The sequence below is a fragment of the Ectopseudomonas alcaliphila genome, assembly GCF_900101755.1.
GTDB lineage: Bacteria > Pseudomonadota > Gammaproteobacteria > Pseudomonadales > Pseudomonadaceae > Aquipseudomonas > Aquipseudomonas alcaliphila.
Genome location: NZ_FNAE01000001.1, coordinates 905747 through 924376 on the forward strand (window position 1 = coordinate 905747; position 18630 = coordinate 924376).

At 61.2% G+C, this 18630-nt stretch carries 15 protein-coding genes and 1 other RNA gene; 10 read left to right on the plus strand and 6 right to left on the minus strand.

Going from position 1 to position 18630, the window contains the following annotated elements:
- The first annotated feature begins 6 nt into the window (after positions 1-6).
- The gene (locus BLR77_RS04390) at positions 7-1860 is read left to right on the plus strand and encodes an Lnb N-terminal periplasmic domain-containing protein (protein WP_174578070.1); all 1854 of its coding nucleotides are present in this window, start codon (positions 7-9) and stop codon (positions 1858-1860) included.
- 71 nt (positions 1861-1931) lie between these two features.
- Here the strand turns inward: BLR77_RS04390 and BLR77_RS04395 are convergent, their stop codons facing one another.
- On the minus strand, positions 1932-2507 hold the full coding sequence (locus BLR77_RS04395) for an NADAR family protein (protein WP_083366020.1): 576 nt from the start codon (positions 2505-2507) through the stop codon (positions 1932-1934).
- Between the two features lie 58 nt (positions 2508-2565).
- On the minus strand, positions 2566-4170 hold the full coding sequence (rtcR, locus tag BLR77_RS04400; RefSeq protein WP_074675640.1) for an RNA repair transcriptional activator RtcR: 1605 nt from the start codon (positions 4168-4170) through the stop codon (positions 2566-2568).
- A 230-nt stretch (positions 4171-4400) separates the two neighbouring features.
- On the opposite strand from rtcR, the gene BLR77_RS04405 reads away from it, so the two are divergent.
- The 5 genes from BLR77_RS04405 to BLR77_RS04425 all read left to right on the plus strand — a co-directional run bounded on the left by BLR77_RS04405 (position 4401) and on the right by BLR77_RS04425 (position 10146).
- Complete coding sequence (locus BLR77_RS04405; RefSeq protein WP_074675641.1) at positions 4401-5951, plus strand: vWA domain-containing protein; 1551 nt, start codon at positions 4401-4403, stop codon at positions 5949-5951.
- Between the two features lie 661 nt (positions 5952-6612).
- A complete protein-coding gene (locus BLR77_RS04410) occupies positions 6613-7839 on the plus strand; it encodes an RtcB family protein (protein WP_074676772.1) in 1227 nt (408 codons plus the stop codon).
- Between the two features lie 39 nt (positions 7840-7878).
- Positions 7879-8667 (plus strand): nucleotidyltransferase domain-containing protein, encoded by a 789-nt coding sequence (locus BLR77_RS04415; RefSeq protein ID WP_074675642.1) that lies wholly within the window; start codon positions 7879-7881, stop codon positions 8665-8667.
- Positions 8668-8802: 135 nt separating this feature from the next.
- Positions 8803-9828: an RNA 3'-terminal phosphate cyclase gene (rtcA, locus tag BLR77_RS04420; protein ID WP_074675643.1), complete on the plus strand. Its 1026-nt coding sequence runs from the start codon at positions 8803-8805 to the stop codon at positions 9826-9828.
- Positions 9829-9900: 72 nt separating this feature from the next.
- Positions 9901-10146 carry a hypothetical protein gene (locus BLR77_RS04425; RefSeq protein WP_004423350.1) on the plus strand — a complete coding sequence of 82 codons (246 nt, stop codon included), beginning with the start codon at positions 9901-9903 and terminating at the stop codon, positions 10144-10146.
- A 16-nt stretch (positions 10147-10162) separates the two neighbouring features.
- Here the strand turns inward: BLR77_RS04425 and BLR77_RS04430 are convergent, their stop codons facing one another.
- Positions 10163-13078 carry a hybrid sensor histidine kinase/response regulator gene (locus tag BLR77_RS04430; protein WP_074675644.1) on the minus strand — a complete coding sequence of 972 codons (2916 nt, stop codon included), beginning with the start codon at positions 13076-13078 and terminating at the stop codon, positions 10163-10165.
- Between the two features lie 128 nt (positions 13079-13206).
- Here BLR77_RS04430 and ssrA point away from each other — a divergent pair.
- Positions 13207-13598, plus strand: a transfer-messenger RNA (tmRNA) gene (gene ssrA / locus BLR77_RS04435).
- Positions 13599-13655: 57 nt separating this feature from the next.
- On the opposite strand, the gene BLR77_RS04440 is transcribed toward ssrA, so the two are convergent.
- A complete protein-coding gene (locus BLR77_RS04440; protein WP_074675645.1) occupies positions 13656-13988 on the minus strand; it encodes an XRE family transcriptional regulator in 333 nt (110 codons plus the stop codon).
- Positions 13981-14346 (minus strand): type II toxin-antitoxin system RelE/ParE family toxin, encoded by a 366-nt coding sequence (locus tag BLR77_RS04445; RefSeq protein WP_074675646.1) that lies wholly within the window; start codon positions 14344-14346, stop codon positions 13981-13983. The genes BLR77_RS04440 and BLR77_RS04445 overlap by 8 nt, the downstream gene beginning before the upstream one ends.
- A gap of 271 nt (positions 14347-14617) precedes the next feature.
- Between BLR77_RS04445 and BLR77_RS04450 the strand changes: the two genes are divergently transcribed.
- Positions 14618-15814, plus strand: a complete 1197-nt coding sequence (locus tag BLR77_RS04450; protein ID WP_074675647.1) for an MFS transporter — start codon at positions 14618-14620, stop codon at positions 15812-15814.
- 68 nt (positions 15815-15882) lie between these two features.
- Here the strand turns inward: BLR77_RS04450 and BLR77_RS04455 are convergent, their stop codons facing one another.
- Positions 15883-16800, minus strand: coding sequence for a LysR family transcriptional regulator (locus tag BLR77_RS04455; protein WP_074675648.1), 918 nt, complete (start codon positions 16798-16800; stop codon positions 15883-15885).
- A gap of 247 nt (positions 16801-17047) precedes the next feature.
- On the opposite strand from BLR77_RS04455, the gene BLR77_RS04460 reads away from it, so the two are divergent.
- Entirely contained in the window at positions 17048-17566 is a 519-nt protein-coding gene (locus BLR77_RS04460) for a sigma-70 family RNA polymerase sigma factor (RefSeq protein ID WP_074675649.1), read from the plus strand.
- A gap of 8 nt (positions 17567-17574) precedes the next feature.
- Complete coding sequence (locus tag BLR77_RS04465) at positions 17575-18540, plus strand: FecR family protein (RefSeq protein ID WP_074675650.1); 966 nt, start codon at positions 17575-17577, stop codon at positions 18538-18540.
- Positions 18541-18630 lie beyond the last annotated feature (90 nt).

An 18630-nucleotide genomic window follows, 5' to 3' on the forward strand; every position in this document is an offset into this window, starting at 1 on the left:
ATCGCCATGACCAGAAGAACAGCGACCTTGAAACGGATATTCGCCGTCCTTGCCCTGAGCCTCAGCCTTCCCCTGCATGCCGCCACGGCCGAGCAACTGGCCAACGATCCCTACTGGATCGCCCTTGGCCACTATGAAACCGGCAAGCTCGGCGGCTGGCGCAGCTATGTCGACGACGACGATTTCTTCCTCGCCGAAGGGGGCGAAAGCGACCCGGCCGCCGAACTGCAGGCGACCCTGAAAGCGCTTTACCAACCCGCCGAACAGGGCGACCGCCACCCACAATGTATCTACCCGGCGCGCACCCGCTGGCTCAAAGCGCAACTGCAGCTCGACGACCTGCCCAGCCCGGACTGCGCCGAATACCGAAACTGGATCGCCGACGTCAATCCGCACAGCACGGTGCTGGTGTTTCCCGCGGCCTACCTGAACAGCCCCTCGTCGATGTTCGGCCATACCCTGTTGCGCATCGACCAGCCCGACATCGACAGCCACAACACCGCGCTGCTGAGCTATGCGCTGAACTTCGGCGCCTTCATCGAAGGTGACGACAACAGCATCCTCTATGCCTGGCGCGGCCTGATGGGCGGCTACCCCGGCCTGTTCGCTCTGGTGCCCTACCGCGACAAGCTCAGCGAGTACAACCGCCTGGAAAACCGCGACCTGTGGGAATACCGCCTGAACCTGACGCCGGAAGAGACCGCGCGCATGGTCGAGCATGTCTGGGAACTCAAGCAGATCCGCTTCGACTACTTCTTCTTCGACGAGAACTGCTCCTACCGATTGCTGGAGCTGCTGGAAATCGCCCGCCCCGGCATCGAACTGACCGAGCATTTCCCGCTTACCGCCATCCCCACCGACACCGTGCGTGCCGTGAAGGACGCCGGACTGATCGAGCGCATCGACTACCGCCCTTCGCGCGAACGTGAGCTGCTGGCGCGCGCGGAGCCGTTGCAGGCCGACGAAGAGGCCTGGGTCTTGCGCCTGAACCAGGACCCGGCGCGACTCGAGGATGCCGACTTCCTTGCCCTGCCGGCAGAACGTCGCGCGCTGATCCAGGACGCCGCCTTCCGCCTGGTGCGTTACCACGCCAACGATGAAGGACGCAGCAGCAACGCCCAGCGCAGCTTCCAGTTGCTCGGCGCGATCAACCGCAACCCGCCGCCACCGCTGGAGGTCGAGCGCCCGCCGTTGCCCGAGGAAGGCCACCAATCGCGCACCTGGCAACTGGCCGGCGGCAGCCGCGATGATCGCGCCTTCGCCGAATACGGCCTGCGCATGGCCTACCACGATCTGAACGACAACCTCGACGGTTTCCCGCTCGGCGCACAGATCGAGATTCTTCAGCTCAAGCTTCGCCAGTACGAGAACAATCACTGGCAACTGCAGCGCCTGGACCTGGCCAACATCCGCTCGCTGACACCGCGCAATGCCCTGCTGCAACCGCTTTCCTGGCAGATCGGCGGCGGCCTGGAACGCGTGCTCGGCGAAGATGGCGACACCCCGCTGGTCGGCCATATCAGCGGCGGCGCCGGTGCCACCTGGCAGTTGCACCACGACCTGCTCGGCTTCGCCCTCGGCACCGCGCGCCTGGAATACAACGAGGATTTCGCTGCCGTGGTCTCCCCCGCAGCGGGCTTCAATAGCGGTCTGCTATGGCGCAACCCGCTGGGCAACCTGACGTTGGAGGCGGCCGGCGATTACTTTCACAACGGCGAAGTGCGCCGACGGCTGTCGCTCAACCAGCAATGGGAAGTCTCGCGCAACCTCGGCCTGCGCCTGAACGCGCAGCGCGAGTTCAGCCAGCTCGCCAGCCCGGTCAATGAGGTGAAGCTGGAGCTGCGCTGGTATCACTACTGATCGGAACAGCACTAGCAGGCTGTTGAAAAACTACCTGCTAGCGGCGTCTCGCCAGCCCCGATAGAGGCTGCTCACTCAAGCCTCACGCTCGGCTCGTTCAACAAGCATTCGCGCACCTGCATCAGGGCGAAGCCCAGCAGGTTGAGGCCACGCCAGGTCGCCGGGGTATGGGCATTCGAGTCGCCCTCCACCAGGCCGATACCCCAGACAGGATCGACAGGGCTGGCCTCGACCAGCACACGAGGCGCGGTGCCCAGCAGGTAACGCGCCAGCTCGGGGTTTTGAGAAAACTTGCCGAGATTGCCTTCGAAGACGATAGCTTGGCGACTCTCACGCCAGATCGCCTCGTCGAAGCCACGAATCTCCCGGCCAATCGCCTTGACCTCATTCGGCGTATGCACTGCCAGAATGCGCTCCAGCGCCTCGGCATCACCGAACAGCCGGGCCTTGCCGGCCATCATGTAATGCTCGGCCGTCGCGTACTGGAAGCCCCCAAGCGTAAAAGCCGAGGGGTACCACTGGCTCAGGCAACTCTTGCCGATCGGTGACCCTGCCGCACGGCTGTGCCCCCAGAAATACAGATAGTCGAAACTATCGCCAGCGGTGCAGGCCTGCTGCAGTTGCTCGACGGTGATGGGCATGTTCATAAGCATTCCTTGCAAGGGTTGAATCAGGCGCACAGCATACCGGAGCAAAACACGGCCATCAGTTGCTGTGCAGATCCTTCCACTCCAGACCGAAGCGCGCCAGATACTTGCGCAGGCGATCCGCGTCGTTGGTCTGCGCCTTGGACAGTCGCGACACCTGATACAAGCGGCGCCCGGCGTCGGACAGGCTACCGGCCTGACGACACACTCCCAGCACAGCCTGCAATTGCAGACGGTCGAACAGATCCAAGCCGTCCGCTGCTTCGCCCAGCAATGCACTCAGCCCATCGTCCTCGCCCACCTGCCCCCAGGCTCTGCGCAGACGCTCGATCTCCTCACGCACCTGTTCTTCATCGATACGCCCGCTGTCGGCCAGGGTCGCCATGCGCGTGATCGAGGCGGACAACTCACGGAAGTTGCCCTGCCAGGCAGCCTCGCTGGAACTGGCGAAGGCCAGATAGAGCCGCCGCGCCTCCAGGTTGAAGCGCACCATCCGCCCCTGTTCGCGGGCGTGGCGCTCCAGCTCGAAATCGATGTTCGGCTCGATGTCCTCGCGCCGCCCAGCCAGGCCCGGCAATTCGAATGTCCACAGGTTGATACGGGCGTAAAGGTCTTCGCGAAACAGCCCTTCGGCCACCCGCGTGCGCAGATCCCGATGAGTACCGGCGATCAGCAGGAAATCGCTGCTCACCTCCTTGTCCGATCCCATGGGGAAGAAGCGCTTTTCCTCGATGGCCTTGAGTAGCATGGCCTGCTCGTCCAGGCCCAGCTCACCGATCTCGTCGAGAAACAGCATGCCGCCATCAGCGGAACGCAGCAGGCCGTCGCGGGCATTCTGCGCGCCGGTGAAGGCGCCCTTGATATGGCCGAACAGCGCCGACATCGCGCCATCGCCGCGCAAGGTGGCGCAGTTGACCTCGACGAAGCGACCATCGACCAAGTGGCGGCTGCGCTTGAGTTCGTACACGCGCCGGGCCAGGAATGACTTGCCCGCGCCGGTCGGGCCGATCAGCAGCATGGGCGCCGAGGAGCGCACGGCGACTCGCTCGATCTGCTCGATGGAGCGGTTGAAGGCGGCATTGCGTGTGGCGATGCCCGACTTGAGGAAGGCCAGCCCCTCCAGACGCGTGTTCTGAAAGCGTGAGGCGATACGGTCATAGCGCGACAGATCCAGGTCGATCAGCGTGTAGGTGCCTGTGACCGGATCGACCTCGGCGCGCCTGCGCGTGGGTGAGGTTTGTATCAACCGTGCCGGCAGGTAGCGCGCCTCGGTCAGCAGGAACCAGCAGATCTGCGCGACGTGCGTACCGGTAGTGATATGCACGAGATAGTCCTCGTGTTCGGTATCGAAGGCATAGGCACTGGTGAAGTCGTGCAGCGCGCCATAGACCTCCTCGAAATCCCAAGGGTTGCGCAGCTGCATCGACTGCAGACGTACCTCGGTTTCCGGGGAGATCTGCGCAATATCCGCAGCAATGCGCTCGGCCAGACTGATATCACGCGCATCGGTGCCGTGAATCAGCTCCAGCCGGTCGATCAGCAGATCCGGCTGCTGGCACAGGCCGATGCTCGGCCGCCATTTGTTCCAGCGATTGGCACCCTTGCCGACCCGATCCAGGGTGGTGCCGATAAAGCCGATGGCGACGGTACGCTTGCGAATCATGTTCAATCCTCGTAGACCCTCAAGCATTTTATCTAAAAAGATAAACTGCTATCCATATAGATATTAGATAGCTGAAACCGACCAGCTCAAGATCCAGCAAAAAACATATCGAACAAAAATAAAAAACTTTCAAATCAATAACTTAAATAAAAATAGAAACTTGAAAGATAAACCTGGCACAGCCGCTGCAATAGTCCTGGCAACAACGGACAACACAGCGAGACGCCAAGATGGCCAACTTCAACCTGTTCAACACCCGCCAAGCCCAGCTGCCGGCCAGCGACACGCTGAACAACCAGCAGGCGCCGGCTTATGCCTACAAGCCCAAGCACAAGCTGGCCCAGTTGGCGGTCACCGGTTGCCTGAACCAGACCTTCTACGCCGATGCGCAAACCCAGTTGGCCGAAGTGCTCAAGCTGGTCGGCGAGCTGGACGCCCGCTATGTGGCCAAGGCCGCGCTCTATGCCCGTAAGAAGGGCCACATGAAGGACATGCCGGCCCTGCTGCTGGCGGCCCTGGCCGCACAACGCTCGAGCCTGGTGCAGGCCTTGTTCGAGCAGGTGGTGGATAACGGCAAGATGCTGCGCACCTTCGTGCAGATCCTGCGTAGCGGCGTGACCGGACGCAAGTCGCTCGGTTCGCAGCCCAAGCGTCTGGTGCAGAACTGGCTGAACACCGCCAGTGAACGCCAACTGCTGCAGGCCGCAGTCGGCAACCAGCCGTCGCTGGCTGACGTGGTGAAGATGGTTCACCCCAAGCCGAGCGAAGCCTGGCGTGAAGCTTTCTTCGCCTGGTTGATCGGCAAGCCGACCGATGCTGCTGCCCTGCCGCCGCTGACCCGCGCCCTGCTGGCGTTTCGCAGCGGCGCGAGCAGCGAGTTGCCGGACGTGCCGTTCCAGCTGCTCGGCAACGAGACGCTGAGCGCGGAGCAATGGGCCGAACTGGCTGGTCGCATGGGTTGGCAGGCGCTGCGCATGAACCTCAATACCCTGGTGCGCCATGGCGCATTTGCGGTCGAGGGCTGTGCCGAAATGGTGGCGCGGCGTCTGGCCAATGGCGAGGCAATCGGCAAGGCGCGGGTCTACCCGTACCAGTTGCTGGCGGCGTACCGCATGACCGGCGACGGCGTGCCAACGACGGTGCGCGAGGCGCTGCAGGATGCTCTGGAGCTGTCGCTGAGCAATGTACCGGCGCTGAGCGGCCAGGTGGTGGTATGCCCGGATGTGTCCGGCTCGATGTCGAGCCCGGTGACCGGCTACCGCCAGGGCGCGACCACGGCGGTGCGCTGCATCGACGTGGCAGCACTGGTGGCCGCGGCGATCCTGCGCAAGCAGCCGCAAGCCCAGTTGCTGCCGTTCGAGAACAAGGTGGTGAAGGTGGCGCTGAACCCGCGTGACAGCGTGATGAGCAACGCTTCGAGGCTGGCGGCGATCTGCGGCGGCGGCACCAGTTGCTCCGCCCCGCTGAAGCAGTTGGCCGATGCCAAGGCGAAAGTGGATACGCTGATTCTGGTTTCCGACAACGAATCCTGGATCGACGCCCGCCGCCATGGCGCCACCGAGACGCTGCGGCAGTGGGAGCGAATCAAGCAGCTCAACCCGCAAGCGCGGCTGATCTGCATCGACCTGCAACCCCATGGCACCACCCAGGCGCCGGATCGTGCGGACATCCTGAATGTCGGCGGCTTCAGCGACGCGGTGTTCGACGTGGTGGCACAGTTCGCCAGCGGCACCTTCGGCGCCGGCCACTGGGTCGACGCCATCGAGCAGATGGAGATATGAGAACGCGCCCGACCAATTGGGGCCGGGCGCACAGATCAACGATTCGAGCGTATTCGAATGCTGCTGGGACTACATCTGAAGGCGTCCCTTCATCTCTTGTCGACTACGAGCGAAGGCACGAATGCCAGTGGCTGTACATCGGTTATGCCGGTTTCGATACCGGCCCGTGGCAACACGGAACAGTCACTTATCTTGTCGTGCCACCTGATTCACGGTTTTGCGACGAATGCCGGTGGAACTACACCCTTCCACGGTCGAGATGCGGGTTCGAATCCCGTCGGCTCCATCACTGGGGGGCCGTAGTTCAATGGCAGAACACGAAAATATGTTTCACCACTCTTTGTCGTCGCATCTTTTTCAGGCAGCGAATGCCTTGGGTACTACATTGTGTCGCGGGTTCGAGCCCCGTCAGCCGCAAGGCTGTAGCTCAGTCGGTAGAGCAAATGTGCCCATCACCTCGTCGCTGCACGGAGGCCCGCCTCCACCATTTTTATTGACCCGGCGAATGCCGGTGGAACTACAGGACGTGAAGGTTGCGGGTTCAAATCCCGCCCCGGCAACGGGTAGCTCAACTGGATAGAGCGACGCGCATGTTTCACCAACGATTGTCGCCGCACTGCAAACACGCTGGTCCGGCCAGCCCGATTACGAGTGAGTGATGATGCAAACCAAGACCTACAACCTGCTGGAAGTCGCCAATGGCAAGCCGATCAAACTGTGGACGCAAGGCGTCCCGGTTGAAGAAGACGCCAAGCAGCAATTGATGAACACCGCGAAGATGCCCTTCATCTTCAAGCACCTGGCCGTGATGCCAGACGTGCACCTGGGTAAGGGCTCGACCATCGGCAGCGTGATCCCCACGGTCGGCGCCATCATCCCGGCTGCGGTCGGGGTGGATATCGGTTGCGGCATGATCGCCGCGCGCACTTCGCTGATGGCGCACGACCTGCCGGATAACCTGGCCGGGCTGCGCGCCGCCATCGAGAAAGCCGTACCGCACGGGCGCAGCAACACGCGCGCCGGCCGCGACCGGGGTGCCTGGGAGAACGTGCCCGATATGGCCGACCACGCCTGGTCGGCACTGAGCGAGCGCTTCAAGGCCATCACCGACAAGTACCCGCGCCTGGAGAAAACCAACAACCGCAAGCACCTGGGAACCCTGGGTACCGGCAATCATTTCATCGAAGTCTGCCTGGATGAAGCGGGCCGCGTCTGGTTCATGCTGCACAGCGGTTCGCGCGGTGTAGGTAACGCCATCGGCAACCTGTTCATCGAACTGGCCCAGGCCGATATGCGCCAGCACATCGCCAACCTGCCGGACCGTGACCTGGCCTACTTCGAAGAAGGCAGCCAGCACTTCGATGACTACGTCGAAGCCGTGGGCTGGGCGCAGGACTTCGCCAAGCAGAACCGCGCACTGATGATGCACGCAGTGATCGCGGCAGCACGAGGCGTGATCGCCAAGCCGTTCGAGGTGGCGCTGGAGGCGGTGAACTGCCACCACAACTACGTGCAGAAGGAACGTCACTTCGGTGAAGAAGTGCTGGTAACCCGTAAAGGCGCGGTGTCGGCGAAAAAGGGCGAACTGGGCATCATCCCCGGGTCCATGGGCGCCAAGAGCTACATCGTGCGCGGCCTGGGTAACGAGGAGGCATTCTGCTCCTGCAGCCACGGCGCCGGGCGAACCATGAGCCGGACCAAGGCGAAGAAGGTCTTCACCATCGAAGATCAGATCCGCGCCACGGCTCATGTGGAATGCCGCAAGGACGCCGACGTGATCGACGAAATACCGATGGCCTACAAGGACATCGATCAGGTAATGGATGCCCAGCGTGAGCTGGTGGAAGTAGTGCATACCCTGCGTCAGGTGGTGTGCGTGAAAGGATAGGAAGGCCGCCGCTAGCGGCCTATGCAAGGAATGAAGGAAATGAACGTGATGGAAAACCACCCGCTCAGCGACGCCATGCGCGCGCGGGTGTTGGAAGAACTCGAGCGGCTCGAGCGCGAGCGCAACGTCAAGGTGCTGTATGCCTGCGAATCGGGCAGCCGCGCCTGGGGCTTCGCCTCGCCGGACAGCGATTACGACGTGCGCTTCGTCTATGTGGAGAAGCCCGACTGGTTCATCCAGGTCGACGCGCCGCGTGACGTGATCGAACGACCACTGGACGACGAACTGGATGTCAGCGGCTGGGAACTGCGCAAGACCCTGGGCCTGCTGCGCAAATCCAACCCGACGCTGCTGGAGTGGCTCGACTCGCCGCTGGTGTATCGCCAGGAAGACGAGACAACGGCGCGCCTGCGCGAGCTGGCCGAGCACTTCTATAGCCCGCCGGCAGCGCGCAATCATTACCTGTCGATGGCGAAGAAGAACTTTCGCGGCTATCTGCAGGACGAGACGGTGCGCTTGAAGAAGTACTTCTACGTGCTGCGCCCGCTGCTCGCTGTGCTGTGGATCGACCAGGGCCGTGGCCGGCCGCCGATGACCTTCGCCGAGCTACTGCAGACGGTGGAAGACCCAGCGCTGCTGGCTGAGGTGGACGAACTGCTGGCCCTCAAGCGCAGCGCCGACGAGTCCGCCTATGGCCCGCGTCGCCCCGCCCTGCATGCGTTCATCGCAACGCAACTGCAGCAGCCAGTGCCGAGTCTGCCGCGCACTCGCGCAGACAGCGGTCTGCTCGACGCCTACCTGCGCGAGACGGTGAAACGCTACGCCTGAGCCAAGTACAGCTCGTAGCCTGGCTCGAGCGAAGCGCCCTCCGGGGATGACCCATAGTGTCGCTAACTCAACCCAGGCTACCGATCCAATATCCACCGTACGCATAGCGTGGAAACGATCACCAAGGATTAACAGATGAACAAGGACCTTATCGAGCTGGACGGCGCCATCGGCGGCGGCCAGATACTGCGCAGCGCGCTGAGCCTGTCGATGATCACCGGCAAGCCGTTTCGTATTCACAACATCCGCGCCAAGCGCAGCCGCCCAGGCCTGCTGCGTCAGCATCTCACGGCTGTAACGGCGGCCGCGCAGATCAGCTCGGCCCGCGTGGAAGGCGCGCAGCTCGGCTCGCAGAGCCTGAGTTTCGCGCCGGGCGCGATCCAGGGCGGCGACTATGACTTCGCCATCGGCACCGCAGGTAGCTGCAGCCTGGTGATGCAGACACTGTTGCCCGCCCTGCTGCAAGCCGACCAGCCCAGCCGGGTACGCATCAGCGGCGGCACGCATAACCCATTGGCGCCGCCCTTCGAGTTTCTCGAACGGGCCTGGCTGCCGCTGCTCCGGCGCATGGGCGCGCAGGTGGAGATCGAACTGCTGCGACACGGCTTCGCACCGGCCGGTGGCGGTGCAATCGAGCTGCAGGTCGTGCCGTCGATGCTAAGCCCTCTGCACCTGAAGGCACCTGGCGTCGCTCATAATCAGCTGGCCACTGCCATAGTGGCGGATGTACCAGGCCATGTGGCCGAGCGCGAGCTGGCACGTGTCGGCAAGCGCATGAAGTGGCCGGAACAGGCACTGAAAGGCATCTGGCTGGACAAGCAGATCGGCCCGGGCAACGTGTTGCTGCTGGAAATCGCCTGCGAGCACGTTACCGAGGTATTCAGCAGCATCGGCCAGAGCAGCGTGCGTGCCGAGCAGGTCGCGGATCAGGCTGTGGAGCAGGCGCGGCAGTGGCTGCACAGCGGCGCAGCCGTGGCCGAGCACCTGGCCGATCAGTTGCTGCTGCCACTGGCCATGGCCGGAGGCGGCAGCTTCAGCACAACGCACATGAGCGAGCATCTGGATAGCAACATGCAGGTGATCCAGCACTTCCTGGATGTAGCCATTACCTGCACCCAAACCAATGAACGCGTCCTGCAGGTGGAACTTCGGCGTCGCTGAAACCCGTCAGGCGCCGATGGCTCTGAGCTCTCCTATACTGAGATTCCCCTAACCCGTTTCAGGAGAGTCGCCATGCGTCGCACGCTCATGTTTCTCGCCGCAACCCTGATCAGCCTGCCGCTGTGGGCCATGCATTGTCCGCAGGACATGGCCAAGATCGACGCGCTGCTGCAAAGCGATCCGCCCGCCGACCCCGAGGTGCTGGCCAAGGTGCAGGAGCTGCGCGCCGAAGGCGAAGCTCTGCACAAGGCCGGCGATCATGCCGAGTCGGTCAAGGTGCTGGGCGAAGCCCTCGACCTGCTGGCCGCCAGCGAATGAATCCCGCTGGGCTCGCTCAATAGCCACTGTACAGCAAGCCCAGCGCGACCTGACGCACCTCCTGCAGATCCACCGGTTTGCTCAGGCAGGCCGAAGCGCCGCGTGCTTTGGCATCCTCGAACAAACGTGCGTCGGCCACCGCACTGATCACCATCACCGGCACATCACGTAACCGCGGCTCGGCGCGCATGGCGTCGAGCACCTCCAGCCCGTTGCCGTCAGGCAGGTCGATATCCAGCAGCACCAGGGCCGGCTCGCTGTCGTGCAATTCGGCCAATGCCCGCTGGCAGGAACTCACGCCCCGAACCTCGGCAAACTCACGCAACGATGCCTGCAGGATCTTCATGCAAGCCGGGTGATCCTCCACGCACAGCACCTGCACCAGACTTTGCGCTGCTGGCGCCGGCACCTCGGCAATCCCGTCGCCCTGACCCTCGGGGCTGGCCGCACTGGGTATGTCGAGCCAGAAACGACTACCTACACCAGGCTCGCTACGCACACCGATTTCGCCTTCCATCAGCGTGGCCAGCTCGCGGCAAAGCACCAGCCCGATGCCGGTACCGGGAATATTCGAGCTCTCCCGGCCGAGACGCTGAAACGGCTGGAACAGCTGCGCCTGCTGTTCGCTGGAAAGGCCAGGCCCAGTGTCGTCAACCCACAACCGCACACAATCGGTACGCACCTCGTAACCCATGCGAATCATGCCGCGCGGGCTGTTGTACTTGATGGCGTTGGAAAGCAGGTTGAGCAATATCTGCCGTACCCGGCGCGGGTCACCCTGCACGAACAAGGGCGGATCAGCCGCCTCCATCACCTGCAGTTGCAGCTGTTTCTGCTGCACTTCGGGCTGCACCAGCTCCGCACAACCGCTGAGCAACGCGCCGATTTCGATCGCCTGGAACTGCAACTGCTGGCGCCGACTCTCGATACTCGACAAGTCGAGAATGTCGTCGACCAACGAAGTGAGATGGCGACTGGCGGTGACGATTTCACGCGAGTAATCGGTCTCCAGTTTGGCGTCGTGCTTGTCCTGCGCCTCCATCTCGATCAACTGGGCGAAGCCATGGATAGCATTGAGCGGCGTGCGTAGCTCGTGACTCATGCTCGATAGAAAGCGGCTCTTGGCCTGACTGGCCGCAAGCGCTTCGAGGCTGGCGTGACGCAGCTCTTCCTGCACCTGTTTGAGCCGGGTGATGTCAACGTGCGTACCGGCAATACGCAGCGGCCAGCCGCTCTCGTCACGCGCTAGGACCTTGCCACGGCTGAGCAGCCAGAGGTAATCGCCGTGGCAATCGAGATAGCGATATTCGGCGTCGAAATACTCCTCACCACTGTCAGCGAATAGCTTGCGCAGGTGACGCAGCCGCTCCAGATCATCGGGGTGCACACGCTGGTTGAACTCGCTCAGCGTCAAGTGACTCGCACCCAGGCCGAAACGCCGTACGAAGCGCTCGCTGAGATCGATGGTCAGATCAGTGGTATCGATCTGCCAGAGGCTTTCGGTGGTGCTATCCAGTACCAGTTGCAGAATGCTTTGCGCCTCCTGCCGCTCATGCTCGCTGGCCTTGAGCTGTTTGCCGGCCTGCTGTACGGCATCGGCCAGGCGGCTGACCTCGGCAATATGGCTGTCCGGCACCGCTGGCAAATATTTGCCCTGCCCCAGGCTGGCAGCCATGTCGACGATGCCATCGATGGGCTCGGCCAACTGCTTGCTCAGGTTGCGCGAGCGCAGCCACATCAAGGCGAAGAACAACAGATAGAACGCCACCAGGCCGGCAATCAGCAGGTAGCCGATCTGCATGTAGCGCTCGGCCAACTGATTGGTGTCATGGAAAATCTGTTCCTCATCCACCACCAGCAGCAAGCGCCAGCCGGTTTGCGGAATTTCGCTCCAGGCCACCAGTTGCTCGCGGCCGCCGAGCATCACTTCCTGCACGTTGCCGTTGCCGTCGTTCATCGCCTGCAGCAACGGCGCCATGCCCGCACGCTTGGCCAGGTTGAAGTCCTCGGGCTTGAGTACCTCACGGCGCACGGCCTCTTCGTAGGAGTACTGCGTCAGCTCGCGCAGGCCGAAATCCATCTCCCCGGCCTTCGGCAACGCCATGATGTTGTGGTCGTGGCTGACCAGCATCGCGTATCCCTGCCAGGGCACGTTGAGTTCAGCAATCTCCCCCAGCACTTGGCCGACGGTCACATCCAGACCCACCACGCCTTCGAGAAAGTCATCGCGATACACCGGGGCAATGGCCGACATCATCCAGCCCAAGCCAGCCGGGTCGAGGTAAACCTCGGTCCACATCACCTTGCGTTCGGGGTTGTGCTTGGCGTCGGCGAGGTAATAGAAGTTGTAATCGGGTATCACCATGTCGTGGGGATACTGCGCAGGCGTATCGAACCAGGGGTAGATGCGGTTGTAGCTGTCCCAGGTATTGAAATACAGCGCCGCTACCAGAGGGCTTGCCTGCTGGATCGAACGCATCAGCGGATCGAGTTGCGACAGACGCATGACCTTGGCGTGATCCTGCTGAGCAAGTGGCGTGCTGTTGGCATAGAAGGATGCCGCACGCCCGTCATCGCTGCGGGTATAGAACACGCCACTGTCAGTGATCGCATGGCGTTGGTGCTCGAGTTCGTCTGCCTGGAAACGGGTATCGAGCAGTGCTTTGTGAGCGCCATCGCGATAGACCTGCACCAGCGACTCGATAGAACGCAGCCGCCCGTCGATGATCTGCGCTTCGCGCAACGCGGCGCTGGCCAGATCCTTGACCGCGGCCTCCTGCAGATGGCCAATCTGCGCGTCGCGAATCGCCTGATTGCTCAGCAGATACACCGCGATCAGCACCGATTCCACCAGAATCAACGGGATCAGCGCGCTTTGCACGAACGCTCGCCAGATCCACTGACGTAGAGGGTAGCGGCTAGAACTCGGCATTACGGCTCCTTTGCAGAGGGCGCGGGCAGATGCGAGGCGCCATCATAGCTTCCCGCGATGGAATCCGCAGTCGACGCTGAGGAACCTTTGCCGTACACTCAGCGTCCTATCTGTAACCGAAAAGTTTTGGGGCCGATTAGGATTCGACGCCGGTAGCGAAGCTCGAGGTGCATGCCGACTTGGTAACAGAAGTCGTAAATCAACTGTTGCAACTTTCTATAGTTGCCAATGACGAAAACTACGAGGGCTACGCTCTCGCTGCGTAAGCGGCGCGACTAGTCCTTCTGGTAGCTTCGGCTCCAGCGATCACTAGGGGATGCCTGTAAACCTGAAGTGATTGTCATGCAGAACAGGATCGCCGCGTAGTACGTTGTGGACGAAGTGGCTAAAACTTACACAACTCGCCCAATGCACCCTGCCCGTCGGGCGGCTGAGGGTTAACTCAATAGACACGGCTAAGCATGTAGTACCGACAGTGGAGAACTGGCGGACGGGGGTTCAAATCCCCCCGGCTCCACCAAATAAACCCCTGATTTTCCTAGAGAAAGTCAGGGGTTTTTCTTTGGGTGTCGAAGCGTTAGGCCTGCTGGAGAAGATCGCTCTCGATGTCTGAAAAATTACTGATCTTCACTGAACCATCGGGAAACCGGGCAATGACATCCAACTGACCACCCATGGCTTCGATGTGGCTACGCAAAGTGGAAATGTACATGTCAGTACGCTTTTCCATCTTGGCAATGGATGGTTGCTGTACATGCAGCACCTCAGCCAGCACCTTCTGTGACAACCCACGAGCCTGACGCAGCTCATTAAGCGGCATCTCTGCAAGCAGCTCCTGGGCTTTGGCCTCTACCCTGGCCTGAGCCTCAGGCGCCATTTTTGCGCGCAGCTCTGCAAATTTCTTAGCCATCTATCAAGCCCTCCTTTCGAAGCTGTTCCAGATGTTCGTCATACAGTCGATCAGACAGCGGAACGTTGATGTCATACCAACGACCATCACCAGTCTTGTCGCCACCGATCAGCAAAATAGCCGAACGCCTGGGATCGAATGCATACAGGGTTCTGTATGGTCGGCCTTCGTGCTGCGTTCTCAGCTCCCGCATGTGGCTGTGACGAGAGCCGTTGATTCCGCTGCTGTGTGGAAAGCCAAGTGACGGGCCTCGCTCCCCCAAGAGCTGGACTGACACCGCAACGGACTCCTGTTCCTCAGCAGACAAGCTTTCCCACCACTCACCGAACTCGTCGGTGTATTCAATATCCCAAGTCATGGCGAAAATATAACCCCAAAGGAATATTCCATCAATGGAATATCTGAATCATAGAGACGAGAGCGGGCCAAAGCGTACCGCATCCTGCAGATGATCCGGCTCCATGTGCGCATGGTCATGGCCAGGCTGGTAGGCGGATCGTCGTTCTGGTCAACGCTCAACTGCGCTCAAGCAACTAAAGAATTCAATTCATTAATTCAATGAATTAATACCAAAAATAAGAACAGGAATAATCAATAGACTCGCGGCCGTTCTTATCGGAGCTCCGCCCATGTCTGTGTATGAATCAGTCGTCTCGCAACGAGATGCCGTCCTTAGCGTCGCCATACTGGCGTTTTCCGCCTTCCTCATCGTTACCACTGAATTTCTGATCGTCGGCCTGCTGCCTGCCCTTGCCCGAGACTTGGACATTTCCATCTCCATGGCGGGCCAACTGATAACTCTTTTTGCCTTCACGGTGATGATTTTCGGCCCCCCGCTGACAGCAGTGCTTTCTCATCTTGATAGGAAGAAGCTGTTCGTAGCCATTTTGCTGATTTTCGCTGCATCGAACGCACTTGCGGCGGTATCAAACAGCTTCTGGCTTCTCGCCGTCGCGCGCATAGTGCCCGCGCTGGCGCTGCCCGTTTTCTGGGGTACTGCCAGTGAAACCGCCGGGCAACTTGCCGGGCCCGAAAGAGCGGGCCAGGCGATCGCGAACGTTTATCTGGGTATCTCTGCTGCGATGCTGCTCGGCATTCCGCTGGGCACCCTGGTGTCGAATGCGCTTGGCTGGAGGGGCGCATTCTGGCTGCTGGCCGGCTTATCGATGATCATGGCGCTGGCAATCCTGACATTCATGCCCACCGTTTCCCGCACCGCCAAGGTGGATTTTCTGCAGCAAGCGAAGATTTTCAAGGAACCCTATTTCCTTTCGAATGTGCTGCTTTCCATCGTCGTGTTCAGCGCCATGTTCACCGCCTACACCTACCTCGCCGACATCCTGGAGCGCGTGGCGGGAGTGCATCCGGAAAATGTCGGATGGTGGCTGATGGCATTCGGCGCAGTCGGCCTGATCGGCAACTGGATTGGCGGCAAGGCGCTTGATGTATCCCCGATCAAGGCCAGCGCGCTCTTTCTGCTCCTGCTGGCGATCGGCATGACTACAGTTGTTCCGTTCGCGCATACGGGCCTGATCTTCTGTGCTGCGCTGGGCTTGTGGGGCATTGCCAATACCGCTCTTTATCCGGTCAGCCAGGTCCGGGTCATGAGTTCGGCCTCCCATTCCAAGGCACTGGCCGGCACCACCAACGTATCGGCGGCGAATGCCGGCATCGGTATTGGCGCCATTGTCGGCGGCATGACCATTGCCAATCTGGGCATCGAGTACCTTGGCTATGCGGCTGCGGCTATCGCCGTTCTGGCTCTGATGTTGGTGCCGCTGGTACATAAGTTGGCGCCCCGGCGGCGGCAGGCTCCCGCGACCTGACGGCGTAGGCTCTGGTCAATGCGGAGCATGGTTCGGCGTAATCAGTGCTCTGCGTGATTGGCCTCGGTTCAAGTGCCATGCGGCGTAAGCCGATGGCGCAGGTAGTCCAGCAGGGCTCTGACCTTGGGTACATTCTCGCGACTTTTCAGCCAGATCAAATGCATGGGCAAACCATCCGTAGCCAGGTCTGGTAGCACTTCGACGAGCGTTCCCTGCTCGATGTGGCGCTGCGTAAGCCAGGTCGGTAGCTGCCCGATACCGTGCCCTGCGAGCACCGCCGCCACCTCCCCCTCACCGTCCCCCACGGCAATTCGCGTTTGTACCGTTCGGCGCTCCATCTCTCCCGGACGCGCGCCCCTGAAGAACCAGGGGCTGACCAAGCCATCGCTCTGCACGTAGCCGATGCACTGGTGGTTATCCAGGTCACGCGGGTTCTCCGGGTAGCCACAGCGCCGCACGTAATCAGGCGAGGCACAGAAGATCAGGCGCTGTGCGCCAAAATACTCATGATCAAGATTGGCCGGCCAGGTATCCGAGCCACCGATGCGTACGACGATGTCGATGTTCTCGTAGACAGGATCGATGAACCGATCAGTGAACGAGATATGTGGCTGGAGCATGGGGTACAGGCGGACAAAATCCATGATCAACGGCAGCACATGGAGACGACCGTAGGAAGCCGGGAGGTCTATCCGAACTTTGCCGTGAGGCTCGTTTTCCTGGCTGATTAGCGCATGCTCGACTTCCTCCAGCTCGGATAGAACCGATGTGCACGTCTTGTAGAACAGCACGCCGGCATCGGTAAGGGCCAGTGTCCGCGTAGTGCGATTGAAAAGCCGCGTTCGCAGGCGATCTTCCAGCCGCGCCACGCTTTTACTGACGGCAGAACTGGTGAGATTGAGGCGCTCGGCAGCGGCGGTAAAGCTGCCAAAATCAGCGACAGCAACAAAGACATCGATCCCCTTCAGGCGCTCGGATGAGTGCATTCCAATCTCCATCTCTGAACTCAGGAGCGATCCTACCGAAATACCTGACACAGGCATGTATCGATATCTTCGATTCGCTCAAAAGCCCGCCAAACGCCGTCTCTGAATCAACCTGTCGCACTGAGAGGATAAACGGCAAAGGTGCATGTGCTGTCAGCGCCGCTTGCGGCTCACACCGGCAAATCGATATCATGCGAACAATTCTCAATTGAACTTGAGTATTGACTCCTCCATTGCGAGTTTGCGCATGTCTGCGGCCGAGCCTCCCTTCCAGCAAACGATCCATGAGCTGTACAGCAACCATCACGGTTGGCTGTTCGCCTGGTTACGGCGCAAGCTTGGCTGCTCTCATAACGCCGCCGATCTGGCGCAGGACACCTTTGCCCGCATCCTTTCCTCGCGCGAGGTAGTCGCCGGCATTCGCGAGCCGCGCGCGTTTCTGACGACTACAGCGCGCCGTCTGGTGATCGACCAGTCACGCCGCAAACAGATCGAAGACGCCTACTTGCGTGAACTGGCGCTGACCGTCGAAAGCCTTTCGGGTTACCAGTCGCCCGAGCAGATTCTCACCACACTCGAAGCCCTGGAGCAGATCGCGTTCGTGCTGGAAGAGCTCAGCGCAAAACAGCGACAGGCCTTCCTGCTCTACTTCCTCGACGGCCAACGCCAGGTCGACATCGCCCTGCAGATGGGTATCTCCGAGCGCATGGTGCGCAAGCATCTGATGCAGGCGCTGTTGCAGTGCGGCAATGCGCTGGAGGTCTGAGAGACAGAATGAGCAGCCTCGATTCGATCAACGAGCAAGCCGCCAATTGGTTGATCCGGCTCAGTGAGCCCGGCGCCGACGAGCAGCTTCTCGCCGAATTCGAAACCTGGAAACGCAGCGACGCTCGCCATGCTGCAGCGGCCGAGCGGCTTCAGGCCTTTATCGGGCAGATGGCGGCATTGCGTCCGCAAAAGGCCTCGGTGCATGCGGCGCTGGATGCTGCCTTCACCAGCCGCAAGCGCAACTACCGCAGCAAAGGCGCGGCCATCGCCATTGTGCTGTTGGCGCTGCTACCGGCCTGGGCGCTCTGGCGCAACGAGTTGCCCAGCTATCTGCTGGCCGACCTGCGCACTCAGCCCGCTCAATGGCTGGAGCATGAGCTGCCGGATCATTCGCGGGTGACCCTCAACGGCAACAGTGCTCTCGATCTGCAGTACGACAGCCAGCAGCGACGCATTCGCCTGCTGCGCGGCGAAGTGCTGGTCGACGTCGCCCATGACTCGACCAGGCCCTTCATCGTGGAGACCGAACAGGGTGAGATCCGTGCGCTGGGCACCCGCTTCGTGGTCACTCATGCAGATGGCATCACGCTGGTGACCATGCTCGAATCGCGCGTAGCGGCCAGCGCCATGGACGCGCCAGCTACTGTGGAGGTCAGCGCTGGCGAGCAGGCGCGCATTACCCGTCACGACGTGCAACTGACGACGACAGTAGATACCCGCAGCGTCGAGGACGCCTGGCGCCACCATCAACTGGTGGTCAGGGATCAACCTTTGCCCGAGGTGCTCGATCAACTGGCCAGGCAGTTCCCGGGGCATCTTCAGTTCGACCGCGAAGCACTGGCCGACCTGCGCGTATCTGCGGTGCTGCCACTGGACGACAGCAACCGTGCACTGAACCTGCTCGCCGAAGCGCTGCCGTTGCAGATTCGCGAGTTCACCCCATGGCTGAGAGTGGTCAGCCGCGCTCCCTGAACCGCCAAAACACAAAAAATCGCACGACCGGGGTTCCGGTTTTCGCGCCTGCCCCGTCAAGGACGATAGACACCAAAAAACACGGGACTC

What these genes read in the sequence shown, in the direction of transcription:
- BLR77_RS04450 (WP_074675647.1), top strand. Translation starts at nt 14,618, where the DNA reads ATGTCTGTGTATGAATCAGTCGTCTCGCAACGAGATGCCGTCCTTAGC.
- BLR77_RS04460 (WP_074675649.1), top strand. Translation starts at nt 17,048, where the DNA reads ATGTCTGCGGCCGAGCCTCCCTTCCAGCAAACGATCCATGAGCTGTAC.
- BLR77_RS04425 (WP_004423350.1), top strand. Translation starts at nt 9,901, where the DNA reads ATGCGTCGCACGCTCATGTTTCTCGCCGCAACCCTGATCAGCCTGCCG.
- BLR77_RS04405 (WP_074675641.1), top strand. Translation starts at nt 4,401, where the DNA reads ATGGCCAACTTCAACCTGTTCAACACCCGCCAAGCCCAGCTGCCGGCC.
- BLR77_RS04430 (WP_074675644.1), bottom strand. Translation starts at nt 13,078, where the DNA reads ATGCCGAGTTCTAGCCGCTACCCTCTACGTCAGTGGATCTGGCGAGCG.
- BLR77_RS04445 (WP_074675646.1), bottom strand. Translation starts at nt 14,346, where the DNA reads ATGACTTGGGATATTGAATACACCGACGAGTTCGGTGAGTGGTGGGAA.
- BLR77_RS04415 (WP_074675642.1), top strand. Translation starts at nt 7,879, where the DNA reads ATGAACGTGATGGAAAACCACCCGCTCAGCGACGCCATGCGCGCGCGG.
- BLR77_RS04440 (WP_074675645.1), bottom strand. Translation starts at nt 13,988, where the DNA reads ATGGCTAAGAAATTTGCAGAGCTGCGCGCAAAAATGGCGCCTGAGGCT.
- BLR77_RS04390 (WP_174578070.1), top strand. Translation starts at nt 7, where the DNA reads ATGACCAGAAGAACAGCGACCTTGAAACGGATATTCGCCGTCCTTGCC.
- rtcR (WP_074675640.1), bottom strand. Translation starts at nt 4,170, where the DNA reads ATGATTCGCAAGCGTACCGTCGCCATCGGCTTTATCGGCACCACCCTG.
- BLR77_RS04395 (WP_083366020.1), bottom strand. Translation starts at nt 2,507, where the DNA reads ATGAACATGCCCATCACCGTCGAGCAACTGCAGCAGGCCTGCACCGCT.
- BLR77_RS04465 (WP_074675650.1), top strand. Translation starts at nt 17,575, where the DNA reads ATGAGCAGCCTCGATTCGATCAACGAGCAAGCCGCCAATTGGTTGATC.
- BLR77_RS04455 (WP_074675648.1), bottom strand. Translation starts at nt 16,800, where the DNA reads ATGCACTCATCCGAGCGCCTGAAGGGGATCGATGTCTTTGTTGCTGTC.
- BLR77_RS04410 (WP_074676772.1), top strand. Translation starts at nt 6,613, where the DNA reads ATGCAAACCAAGACCTACAACCTGCTGGAAGTCGCCAATGGCAAGCCG.
- rtcA (WP_074675643.1), top strand. Translation starts at nt 8,803, where the DNA reads ATGAACAAGGACCTTATCGAGCTGGACGGCGCCATCGGCGGCGGCCAG.